At 38.6% G+C, this 12,381-nt stretch carries 10 protein-coding genes; 4 read left to right on the forward strand and 6 right to left on the reverse strand.

What is annotated here, in order from left to right:
• Positions 1-324 precede the first annotated feature (324 nt).
• Entirely contained in the window at positions 325-735 is a 411-nt protein-coding gene (locus FHS59_RS02875) for a helix-turn-helix domain-containing protein (RefSeq protein WP_184492902.1), read from the forward strand.
• A gap of 53 nt (positions 736-788) precedes the next feature.
• Here the strand turns inward: FHS59_RS02875 and FHS59_RS02880 are convergent, their stop codons facing one another.
• The 6 genes from FHS59_RS02880 to purL form a co-directional block, all read right to left on the reverse strand.
• Positions 789-1,166, reverse strand: a complete 378-nt coding sequence (locus tag FHS59_RS02880) for a cation diffusion facilitator family transporter (RefSeq protein WP_184494470.1) — start codon at positions 1,164-1,166, stop codon at positions 789-791.
• Positions 1,167-1,187: 21 nt separating this feature from the next.
• Positions 1,188-1,649 carry a hypothetical protein gene (locus tag FHS59_RS02885; RefSeq protein ID WP_184492903.1) on the reverse strand — a complete coding sequence of 154 codons (462 nt, stop codon included), beginning with the start codon at positions 1,647-1,649 and terminating at the stop codon, positions 1,188-1,190.
• A 451-nt stretch (positions 1,650-2,100) separates the two neighbouring features.
• Complete coding sequence (locus FHS59_RS02890; RefSeq protein ID WP_221444434.1) at positions 2,101-3,018, reverse strand: AraC family transcriptional regulator; 918 nt, start codon at positions 3,016-3,018, stop codon at positions 2,101-2,103.
• Positions 3,015-3,665, reverse strand: a complete 651-nt coding sequence (locus FHS59_RS02895; RefSeq protein ID WP_184492904.1) for a hypothetical protein — start codon at positions 3,663-3,665, stop codon at positions 3,015-3,017. Before FHS59_RS02895 ends, FHS59_RS02890 begins: the two co-directional genes overlap by 4 nt.
• A gap of 109 nt (positions 3,666-3,774) precedes the next feature.
• A complete protein-coding gene (locus tag FHS59_RS23120; protein WP_246388273.1) occupies positions 3,775-3,990 on the reverse strand; it encodes a tyrosine-type recombinase/integrase in 216 nt (71 codons plus the stop codon).
• A gap of 180 nt (positions 3,991-4,170) precedes the next feature.
• Entirely contained in the window at positions 4,171-7,854 is a 3,684-nt protein-coding gene (gene purL / locus FHS59_RS02905; protein ID WP_184492905.1) for a phosphoribosylformylglycinamidine synthase, read from the reverse strand.
• Between the two features lie 1,228 nt (positions 7,855-9,082).
• Here purL and FHS59_RS02910 point away from each other — a divergent pair.
• From FHS59_RS02910 to FHS59_RS02920, 3 genes are all read left to right on the forward strand, one after another.
• Positions 9,083-9,748, forward strand: coding sequence for a TetR/AcrR family transcriptional regulator (locus FHS59_RS02910; protein WP_246388275.1), 666 nt, complete (start codon positions 9,083-9,085; stop codon positions 9,746-9,748).
• Between the two features lie 63 nt (positions 9,749-9,811).
• The gene (locus tag FHS59_RS02915; RefSeq protein ID WP_184492906.1) at positions 9,812-11,194 is read left to right on the forward strand and encodes a TolC family protein; all 1,383 of its coding nucleotides are present in this window, start codon (positions 9,812-9,814) and stop codon (positions 11,192-11,194) included.
• 52 nt (positions 11,195-11,246) lie between these two features.
• A complete protein-coding gene (locus FHS59_RS02920; RefSeq protein ID WP_184492907.1) occupies positions 11,247-12,380 on the forward strand; it encodes an efflux RND transporter periplasmic adaptor subunit in 1,134 nt (377 codons plus the stop codon).
• The last annotated feature ends 1 nt before the right edge of the window (position 12,381 follow it).

Genomic DNA, 12,381 nt, shown 5'->3' on the forward strand with positions numbered 1-12,381 from the left:
ACTCATTAATTGGAGATATGTAGAATTAATGTCGTAGGCATGAGCGATCTTTTAGCCAGCCATTTCAATGGCTGGTAAATGGTGAATCCATAATTTTTATAATGCCATAGGCATGGCCGATATATGATGCACAATGGGTTTACCGTTTCATTCTCTTTGCTGGTACGCACCCTCATTCCCTTTCAAAATTACCCATTCCCGACATCTCTTGTCTTTATTTATTATCCAAACCCGCGGATTCCTTGCTGATTTCATCACTAAGGAATAAATTAGTCTAAACACTTTGGGTAGATTTTCTTAATTTCCCTTTCAAATAATCAGACTATGAACGAAAAAATCCACCACGGCCGGAATATCAAGCGTTTCAGAGAAATGATGGGCATCAAGCAGGAGGCCTTGGCTTTTGAGCTGGGGGAGGACTGGTCACAGAAGAAAGTCAGTTTACTGGAACAAAAGGAAGAAGTGGAGGAGGAGTTGCTGAGACAGGTAGGTGAGATTCTGCGTATTCCGGTGGAAGCATTTCAGAATTTTGACGAAGAGCAGGCGGTTAACATAATTGCGAACACTTTCAATATTGAGAAAGATGCATTTGTAGGTAATTCCAAGCCGACATTCCATATCAATCCTCTCGAAGAAATCAAGAAGCTCCATGATGAAAAAATCGCCCTTTACGAACGGATGCTAAAGGAAAAGGATGAAATGATGGCGAGATTGGAGATGTTGCTGAATAAATAAAATTTTTAGACTAGTCCATAACAATTGTTATGGACTATAGAGAAATACAATTTCTATTGAATGTGAAAGCGTAGTTGCCAACTACGCTTGGACGACGATCTGACTATATCTAGAGGGGGAACTTTTTGGTGTTTCTGAATATTTTGGATGCTCTCATAAGCAATAACGGTTTCAGATGTGAAAAGAAATGCTACTACTAAAATCGTGATCAAAAGTTCAATGTTTCCGTGTCCGTGGGGATGATTTTCATCTGCTTGTCGCTTGGCATATCTTAATCCAAACAAAACTTGAAGTGATGAAAATATGTCGGTAGTTGATTTGATAGCGTCTGCAATAAGAGCATAGGAATTACCAAAAAATCCGGCAAGTCCATTAATCAATGCTAAATTTATTTTTTCAATTAAGGTGAAAAACGTGGTCCGTATTGCAATTTTTTTTAGTCAACTTTTGGTCTAATTTTTCTCGAATGTAAGATAATCAGTACCACCATTTCCGCCACTAACGTCTATTAGTTCAATTTTTGTAGAGGATTGAGAGATGAAATCCCAATCATCATTTAAATCTTCAAAATCATTGGTTAAGTTGAAATTGATATTAAAGTCCAAATCATCTTGACTATCATCATTACTGTTGCTATCTGTTATACTCCAAATCCCGTCATAATTATTAGTTCCGTTATTTGCATTTAGAACTCCTGAACTATTAAAAGTGAAGTTGTAACCTGTGAAATGATTAGTTTCATCTGTTCCCGAATCAATAAATTTCGTAATCCTCCAAGTCCCACTTTGAACATTAGTTTGCACTTTAGCTTGAGTGTTGTTATTTGGGCTATCATCATCTTTATTGCAAGAAACGATAGCAAAAAGGCCTATCAGGAAAGCAAATATTGAAATTCTTAAATTTTTAGTGTTCATAATTGTTTATTTTTTTTAGGGTTAATTATCGAGTCTTATTTTCAGGTTGTGACTAACGAACCGAAAACCTTTAAAAATCTACAGTTTTAAGGCCCAGGAAGTCTTCTTGGATACCGAATTTATCGATTTGCTTCTTTATCTTTTTAAATAACCCCGAATTTCTTTTCTGACCCCAAAATAGGTAACCTTTAGGGTTGATGTACGAAACTCCTTTGACCACCATATTCCAGATAATAACTTCCAACTTTCTGGCTGTTGCACTGATCGCTGAAACTCTTCTTTTTCGGGAGTTATTATGGTGGAAAAGTCTCGAAAGGGCGTGGGGAAAATGAAAAGTAGGCGAATACGAAGCACGAAACTTGCGGTTAAACACAAAATTTGATTCGAGCCACAAACCCTGAAATTAGCATAAACTCGCCTATTTTTAATGCATTGTTGGACAGCGTTTTAATTATTCAATCGGTATATAAAAGTCAACAATCGCCTTTCTTTCGGGATGTTCATTAAAGTTATTATGATAAATTTCAAAAGGATTCCTGTCGGCTTTTTTATATCCGTTTTCATTCATCCATAAAAATAGTCCTGTCCAGGATTTTTCAAATTCGTTCAATCCTATCTCGAAGTTTCCAACTATAAATTTTCCTGCTTCGATTGCAGTCAGTCCAATTTCGCCATCTGTTTTTACAGGTTTGTTTAACAAAATTGAAGCACTCATTCTGACTTTGCTGGCTTCTGTTACTTTAAAACTGTCGTGGTAAATCCTAACCATTTTAGTTTGGTCGTTCATCAATCCTTGAGGTGTTGCCCATTGAATTAGTTTTCTATAAGCGTTTTCAAGGTTTTGCGATCCGATACTTGAAACATAAGCCAAATCCATTTTTGGCATTTCTTTAATCTCAATTTTTGCATTCATTTTTATCCAGTTTTTAAGGTTATCAATGATGCAAATGTATTTGTCATAGTCTGGATAGTCTTGTCCGTTCTTGCTTTGAAGTTGACTAATCTTGCTATGTCGATTTGGATTTTGTTTTCTAAATTCGGTCGGACTTATTCCATAATATTTTTTAAAGGCTCTGGAAAACGAAGAATTATCACTAAATCCATATTTGTGAGCGATTTCTGTGGTCGTGATATTTTTATGCAACAAATCCAAGGCTGATTTTTCAATTTTACGTCTTGTTACATACTTATTTAATGTTTCTGCTGTAATAAACTTGAAAACTCGATGGAAGTGAAATGGTGAGAAAAAAGCAATTTCCGAAACAATGTTTAAAGACAAGTCAGAGTCCAGGTTATCGTCAATAAATTCAAAAACTCGGTTAATTCGATTCTTATAATCAGTATGTATTTCTTTATCTGTAATTGTCATTTTTCAAATGCTGCACAACGGTTGGTACATGTTGTCGGGGCGGATTTCGAAGAGCGTTCCTGTCCAAAGGACACGGAACTGCGAAACGAGAATCCGCAGTTGGCGTACCACCTAACCCCGCCCTGCAATATGTACTGTGTTATGCACTGGTTTTTATTCTTTTTTGAAAAAGTAAGTCTTATATTTTTTAGCTGTCGATATATTTTGTCTTTTTTTATTTTCAATTTTCCCATTTCATCAAGTCGATAAAGCTTATTTCGTTTTATTATTAACTCATCTGGCGGTTTAAGTCGATTTTGACCTCCTCCCGAAATGCCTGATGATGCAAATTCAATAATGTCAATTCTATTACTTTCGTTGTCTACTGATACCACCAATGAGTCCTTTACAAATTCATTTTTATTGTTTAAAATTTCGAGTGTGTCAAGGACCAATTTTGTTCTCAAGTAAACTGTGTCATTAAACATTTTGTATGTTCCTTCTGTCCAACTTGATGCAAGGTCAAAATACCAAGAGTGTTTAAATGTTAAATCCTTTCGAAATTCTATTTTTTCACCAAAGAAATTTGAATATGTCCCTTCAAGCTTGCTTTGTCCATAGCAAAAAGTATTAATTAGAAGTACTGTTATTAAAAGCAATGTTCTCATTTTTCAAACTTGTGCATAACTTGTTTATTTGCGCTGTAATATGGCGTTAATTCCCTCCATTTTGTCAGCTAATCGCCACAAAAGATAGATTTTTATGGCGATTATTTTTCTATAGATCATCGAAAGGAGATTTGATTTTTTGTAGTGATTTTGTGGATACATGGGTATATATCTCCGTCGTCCTGCTACTATTATGTCCAAGCAATTCCTGAAAATACCTTAGATCTGTGCTACTATTTACCAATTGGGTAGAATTGAAGTCATTTAGGTAATTACTAAATGTAAATTTCCCTAAAACTTTTTTCCTCTTTTTCAATTGAAGCAATCGCGTAAAAATCGTTTTTATATATTGAACTAAAAGTATTTTAATATATAGAAAAATATCAAAAAAAATCCCTCAGATTGCTCCGAGGGAATTGTTTGTGAAATCTTTCAATCTTTCAATTTTCTAATATTTCAATCAAAAAATATCGAATGATGAACGCCGAATGATGAATGTTGAAGTTTAAGAAGTGTGAGTCTCAACCCACTTCCTCGCATTCACAAATGCCTCCATCCAAGGGGTGAAATCATCTTTTCTGTCCATCGGATAATAAGGCCAGTTCCAAGGCTTCAAGCTTCGCTCAATATGTGGCATAATTGCTAAGTGACGTCCATCCGCAGAAGCAATACCGGCCGTAGCATGATCCGATCCATTTGGATTACCTGGATAGGCTTCGTAGCTGTATTTCATTGCGAAATTGTATTGATCCGCTGCTAGAGGAAGAGAGAATTTTCCTTCTCCATGAGCAACCCAAACTCCCAAACGCTGACCGCTAAGGGATCCTAACATCACAGAGTTATTTTCAGGAACAGTAACATTCACAAAAGTCGACTCAAACTTATGAGAAGCATTGTGAAGCATCTTTGGTTTTTCGGAATGATCAGGCGTTACCAACCCTAATTCAATCATTAACTGGCAACCGTTACAAACACCCAAACTCAAGGTGTCAGGTCTTGCATAGAAGTTGTCAAGCGCTTGTTTTGCTTTTGGATTGTATAGGAATGCTCCCGCCCAACCTTTGGCCGAACCTAGAACATCCGAGTTGGAGAAACCACCTACGAAGACGATCATCTGCACATCTTCTAGGTTTTCGCGACCTGCAATCAAGTCGGTCATGTGTACGTCCTTCACCTCAAATCCAGCCAACCAAAGTGAATAAGCCATCTCACGATCTCCATTCACACCTTTTTCACGGATGATTGCTGCTTTCGCTTTGCCAGTAGACTTTCTAAATGGATCAATGCCTGATCCTTCAAAGCTACCTTTCCAGCCTTCGGCAAATTCATAGGAAAGTACCTGGTTTTTATAATTGTCAAAGCGGTCTTTCGCTAGCTTCTCACCACTTTGTTTTCTGTCCAATAAATAGGAGGATTTAAACCAAACATCCCTCAACTCGGCAACATCCAAACTTAAATCTGTTCCTTTGAAATCAATGCTCCCCGTATCGGTAACTTTGGCAAGCTCCACAAAATCCACATCTGATTCAGATAGAAGTTCTTCTACCGCATTTTCATCAGAAACCTGAATCAAAATCCCTGGATTTTCTGCGAAAAGCATTTTCACCAAATCTTCTTCACCCATTCTGTTTGGATGTACTTTCAATCCAGAACCTGGAGTAGGGAAGCACATTTCCAATAAGGCTGTCACCAAACCTCCGGAAGAAATATCATGTCCTGCCAAAATCCAACCTTGATCAATTAGATCCTGGATCGCCATAAACGCCTGTCCAAAGTATTCGGCATCTTTAACATCTGGAGTTTCAGAGCCAATTTTGTTCAATGCTTGGTAAAAGCTTGATCCTGCTAGTTTCGCTTCGTCTCTGGAGAAATCTATATATAAAAGCTTACTTCCTTTGACAGGTTTTAAAGCTGTTTTTACTGTCTTCTTGATATCAGAACATTCCCCAACGGTAGAGATAATCACTGTTCCCGGAGAGTAAACAGTCTTTCCATCTGGATATTTCTGAGTCATGGACAAAGAATCTTTCCCTGTCGGAATATTCACTCCCAAGTCAATCGCAAATTTGGAAACGGCTTCTACTGCACGGTAAAGTCGGTCGTTTTCACCTTCATTCTTTGCAGGCCACATCCAGTTGGCTGAAAGTGAAATTCCTGCCAAACCATCCTGAATAGGGGCAAAGATCAAGTTTGTCATTGCTTCAGCTATCGCCAATCGGCTACCTGCTTCTGGATCTGCCAACGCCGCCACAGGAGCATGACCGATAGAAGTTGCGATTCCCTTATTTCCGGTAAAATCCAAAGCCATTACAGCCACGTCATTTAGTGGAAGTTGGATCGCTCCGGCAGTTTGCTGGGTTGCCACTCGTCCTGTTACAGATCGGTCAACTTTATTGGTCAACCAATCTTTACAAGCGACTGCTTCCAGTTGCAATACCTCACGGATATAATTTTTGATTTGATCAGCATCATAATTTGCTTCCGCAAAGCTTGATTTGCTGCTCTTATCTTCCAAAATCGTTTTTGGTGAAGAACCAAACATATAGCTGAGATTCCAGTCAACCGGTTTTTCGCCGGTTTTCTGATTCTCAAATTTGAAATGCATGTCACCAGTCGTCTCGCCGACCACATAGAAAGGAGCTCTTTCTCTATTGGAGATAGTCTGGAGCATTTCAATATCTTTCTTGCCAACAACCAATCCCATTCTTTCCTGAGATTCGTTTCCTACGATTTCTTTGGCAGAAAGGGTAGGGTCTCCCACGGGAAGTTGGTCGATATGGATCGTACCTCCGGTGCTTTCGACCAATTCAGAAAGGCAGTTCAAGTGACCACCTGCTCCATGATCGTGAATGGAGATAATCGGGTTGTTTTCGTTTTCGGCCATGGCACGAATCACATTGGAAACCCTTTTTTGCATTTCAGGATTGGATCGCTGAATTGCATTGAGTTCGATCGCATTCGATAGTTCGCCGGTATTCAGAGAAGAAACCGCCGAACCGCCCATTCCGATTCTATAATTATCGCCACCCATAATCACAATCTGATCACCGGCTTTTGGCTCTTCTTTCTTTGTGTATTTGGCATTGGTAAAGCCAACACCGCCTGCCAGCATGATTACTTTGTCAAAGCCGTGTTGCTTTCCATCTTCCTCATGCTCAAAAGTCAATACAGAACCTGAGATCAAGGGCTGACCAAATTTATTTCCAAAATCTGAAGCTCCATTGGAAGCTTTGATCAAAATATCCATTGGGGACTGGTAAAGCCAAGGTCTTGCAGGAAGGTTTTTCTCCCAACTTCTACCTTCCTCTGTCCTGGAATAAGAAGTCATATATACGGCTGTTCCAGCCAAAGGAATAGAAGCAGTTCCTCCTGCCATACGGTCTCTGATCTCACCTCCGCCACCTGTTGCAGCACCATTAAATGGTTCGACCGTGGTAGGGAAATTATGAGTTTCTGCTTTTAAAGAAATTACCGTGTCAATGTCACGGGTCTCGAAAAAGTCTGCTTTGTCTTGTGTTTTTGGAGCGAATTGTTGCGCTTTTGGACCTGCGACGAATGCGACATTGTCTTTATAAGCTGATGCAATTCGGTTTGGATGTTTTTTAGACGTTTCCTTGATCAATTGGAAAAGCGTCATCGGTTTTTCCTCTCCGTCAATGATAAATGTACCATTGAAAATCTTATGGCGACAATGCTCTGAATTAACCTGAGAAAAGCCGAATACTTCGGAGTCAGTCAGTGGTCTTTCTAATTGCTTCGAAACATTTTCCAGGTAATCCACTTCCTCCTGACTCAATGCAAGGCCTTCTTTTTTATTGTAGGCTGCGATGTCATTGATTTGGACGATCGGCTCCGGCTCCAAATGGATGTCAAAAATATCCTGATCCAGACCATTATATGCTTTTTGTAGCATTGGGTCGATTTGATCTGAATCTGCCATTGGGAAGAATTCTTCGATTCTCACGATTCCCTGAATTCCCATATTTCGGGTGATTTCCACAGCATTGGTGGACCAGGGAGTGATCATCTCTTTTCTTGGGCCAGAAAATTTACCTTCTACTTTATTGGTTTCCAAAGCTTTGGCTTCGCCGAAAAGCCAGATCAGTTTCTGGATATCTTCTGGAGCAAAAGGTTGTGGAGTTTGTACGGCGTAGATAAGGTTTTGAGGGGATTCGAAGAAGAATATCATGTCCTTAGGCTAGTAAGCTGCAAAGGTAAGCATTTGGGGGTTAGATTGAAAAATTTGAAAATTGAAAGATTAAAAAATATCGTGGTCAGGAGGAGAGGGGAATAATTAAATGTGATAGTATTCGCCATTGAGAAGGAAGAATGACTGAAGATATATGGTTTTTTTACGAATTAAGAAGTACGATTTACGAGATTTTCGATGAGTTGGGTTTTTGTGGTTGATTGGATTTTCTGGTCAGTGCGAGTTCTTAAAAGACGGGAGTCCCAAAATAGAAAGGTCCTCGATATGCGCGACTTTCGTCGCTTCAGTGCTCGGACTGACCGGGTTTGCTCTCCATTAATTTAATCAGTCATTGGCGATGACTGTCCGTCAAAAAGTCAGGGTTACGATGACTAATAATTTACCATTTCGGATTTGCCTGGGTTTTGAATTTCTGTCACTTTTGAAACCAAAAGTAACCAAAAGTTTTCTCCCTAAACTCTCCTTCAAATCGGTAAAAAATCTTGGAAATAAGTTAATTCGTTCCGATTTGATTTTTTCGCTTTGGCATCTCCTAAAAATCGGCGGATCCCCGAAACAAGTTCGGGGCTAGCCGATTTTTTTAACGGAGCTGCCTTCAGCTCAAAAACCGGATAGTTTAAGGGAGTTACTCAAAATTTCGATTTGTCTACAAAACGACATTTCAATTTAAGAAGAATCGTTAATTAGACGTGCGGTGGGAGGATTTGGCAGCGGGGCGGGCGAAGGCTTTGTGCGGTGGAAGCTTTGCCAAATCTTGATTTTTTGGTCCTTTTGCATCAAGGCAAAAGGACAAAGGAAACAAATAGCAAAATGTTTATTTGGAGAAGAAATTATCAACTCAAATAATCTCCAATAGCAAAGAAAAAAATTGAAATTATTGATTTTTCGAAATTAAAATCAATCTGTCATTGGTAGTACTGGAGCGAGGAAAGTCGGGCATGTCGAGGACTAATAATTTACCATTTCGGATTTGCTCAGATTGGCAAGGGTTGAAGATTAATCTTTAACCAATTTTCTTGAATCTAAATTTTTGAATCTTGTCTCTTGACGTCTGGCTCTTGATTCTAAAATCTTATACCTTTTTTCTAACATCTCAGTTCTCTAGTCTTTCAACTGAAAATTTCAAAAACTATATAATTTGTTCAAAAACGAACATATTCTAATATTATTTTTTTGTTAAGCCCAAAGATTGTTCGTTTTTGATACTATGGAAACTTTTGAAGAGCAGAAAGTTTCCGTAGTTTTGCAGCCGGATAAAAAGAAGTGGAATTTAATGAGGCAAAAGATTTTAGAGGTTGCAGTGGAGCAATTTAGCAGATACGGTGTCCGTACTGTGACGATGGAGGATATTGCGCGACTATCTGGAGTTTCCAAAAAGACGATTTACCAGGAATTTAAGGACAAAAAAGAATTGGTGAAGATGGCTTTTGGGATGCTTCTCAATCAAGATCAGGAAAAGCTTGTCGGAATTCTAAGCGATGGGGATGGGGTGATAGAGCAATTGATTTATACCTCAAAAATGATTCGTGAAAGGTTCGCAAATATGAATCCCATGGCGATTTTGGAAGTTCAACGATATTTCCCTGATTCCTGGGAAATGTTTGAATCTTTTCGGGACGAAATTATTGTGACAGACATCGTCAATGTGCTGGAAAGGGGTAAGAAATTGGGTTATTTTCGCGAGGAAATAAACTCCGAAATTTTGGCAAGGATGCGAGTGAATCAGATCAGTGCAGCTTTTGACCCTTCCAGCTTTAATAATCTAGCTTACAGTCTTTTGGATTTACACTTGGAAATGATGAACCATTTTCTTCATGGTGTTTTCACGGAGAAAGGGCGACAGGCATATTTAGAAAAATATAAAAGTAATTAACGAAGAGTGGTGAGCTTTTCAAATCGTATTAAATCTCAAAACCGACTTTTATTAAATAGGATCATGTTTAAAAAGAAGATTTATTTAGCAGTTTTTTTCGTCTTGGGTTTGGTCAAGATGGAGGCTGTAGCTCAGGAAGCTCCTCCTTTGGAAGTTCTCAAGCTAAATTTAAAGGAGACATTGGAGTATGCACTTGAGAATAATCCAGATTCCAAGAATGCCAAATTGGAAGTAATGATTTCTCAAACTACCATCAAGGAAGAAACCGCTGCAGGTTTGCCTCAGATCAATGGAACAGTTGGCTTAAACTATAACCCATTGGTTCAGGTAGTATTCCTTCCCAACGAACCTCCATTTGGTGATCCAAGCAATCCATCGGACGTAATTCCTGCGAGATTCGGGGTGAGTTATTCTGGAAATGCCGGAGTTAACTTGAGCCAGATGATTTTTGATGGTTCATTCTTCGTGGGGTTAAGAGCTGCCAAAACTTATAAAGCTTTGACGGAATTGGATAAAGTCAAAGTAGAAAATGATGTCATCGAAAATGTGAAAAAAGCATATTTCGGGGTATTGGTCAATGCGGAAAGAATTAAACTTTCGCAGTCAAACCTGTCAAGAATAGACTCTTTGCTAGAGGAAACCAAAGCTTTGAACGAAGCAGGTTTTACAGAGAGAATAGAGGTTTCAAGAATTCAGGTGCAGAGAAATAATACTTTCTCTCAATTAAAGCAAAGCTTGACTGCCTATGATATCTCTAAGCAGTTGTTGAAAATCCAATTGGGACTTCCTAAAAATTATGATATCGTCATCACAGAAACTTTGGCAGAGTTGAATCCTGAAGAAGAACTGATGGCGCTACAGACCATGGAAGGAAATAACCGAGTGGAAATGGACCAGTTGTTAACCAATATGGAATTGACTCAGTTGGATTTGAAGTACAATACTTCTCAATACATGCCGACAATAGATCTGGTAGCAAATTATACTAGGTCTGGAGCAGGAGATTCTTTCAAGACGGTTTTCAGTTCAAATAATTGGTTTAGTTCCTCTCTTATCGGAGTTTCTATGAACATCCCGATTTTTGACGGTCTTTCTAAAAGTGCCAGAATCCAGAGAAACAGAATCCAGCTACAGCAGTTAGAAAATCAGAAATTCTACCTCAATCAGAATATAGCTTTGGAAGTGTATCAGGCAAAGCAGAATCTTGCAAATGACATGGAGGTTTTGGCAGTGCAGAAAGAAAGCATGGAGTTGGCAAAAGAGGTATATGACATCTCCAAAATCAAGTACAATGAAGGTGTAGGATCTAACTTGGAAGTAGTAGAAGCTGATGCAGCTTTGATCGAATCCGAAATCAATTATTTAGGAGCATTATATGATGGATTGATCTCAAAGGTTGATCTGGAAAAAGCGCTTGGGATTTTAAAAAATGGTTTGGATCAATAAGCTCCAGGCCGACCATCAAACAAAATAGTATCAACGACATTAACTATATACAATGAAATTATCACATAGATTTTTAACGCTACTTGGTATTTCTTTACTGGTATTTTCTTGCCAGCCAAAAGACGAGGTTGCAGCTAAAAAGGCTGAACTTGAGGAGCTGAAAGCCGAAGCGAATGAACTGACTACTTCTATTTCGGAATTGGAAGCGGAGTTGATGAAATTGGATCCTGAGTTTGCGAAGCAAAATCAAAAATCCATCTTGATCACCACTGCACCAGTGAAAAAAGGTGAATTTGATCATTATGTAGAAGTAACAGGATCTGTACTTTCTAAGAAGAATGTAATGATCAGTGCGGAAACTTCCGGAAGAATCCTTGAAGTACCAGTTTTAGAAGGTATGAGAGTGAATAAAGGAACCGTTTTAGCCAGAATTGATGCAGAGTCAATCGAAAGAAGTATCGATGAACTGGAAAATTCTTTGGAACTCGCAACGACCCTTTTCGAGAAGCAGGAGAGACTTTGGAATCAGAAAATCGGTACTGAAGTTCAATACCTAGAAGCTAAAAACAGAAAAGAAGGATTGGAAAGAAACTTGGCTTCTGCCAGAACCAATCTGGATAAAGCGATCATCAGAGCGCCATTTTCCGGTACGGTAGAAACAGTCGAAGTTAGATTGGGTGAACTGGTACAGCCTGGAATGGGAATGTTTCAATTTGTAGGTGAAAGTGACCTATTTATCGAAGCTGATATTTCTGAAAGCTACATCGGAGTTCTTTCCAAAGGAGACTCTGTGGATGTGAATTTCCCGTCTATTAATAAAGATATCCAAACGAAAGTTTCATCTGTAGGAGCGATTATCAATCCAAACAATAGGACTTTTAAAGTGGAAGTTTTCCTTCCAAATATTACTAATGTAAAGCCTAATATGATTTCTGTATTGAAGATTTTGGACTACCAAAGTGCGGATGCAGTGATCGTACCGAGCTATTTAATTCTAAGTGATAATAGAGGTGATTATGTCTTTACAGTGGAGAATGGTAAAGCTTTGAAAAAGTATGTGGTAAGAGGAAAGACTTTTGATAAAGAGACTGAGATTTTAGAAGGACTCGTAGGAAGCGAGACTTTGGTAGACAAAGGTTTCCGCGAGGTAGGAGACAATTTTAATGTGAACATAGCAGCGCAATAAT

Source organism: Algoriphagus iocasae (assembly GCF_014206875.1).
In the GTDB taxonomy this organism is placed as follows: Bacteria; Bacteroidota; Bacteroidia; order Cytophagales; family Cyclobacteriaceae; genus Algoriphagus; species Algoriphagus iocasae.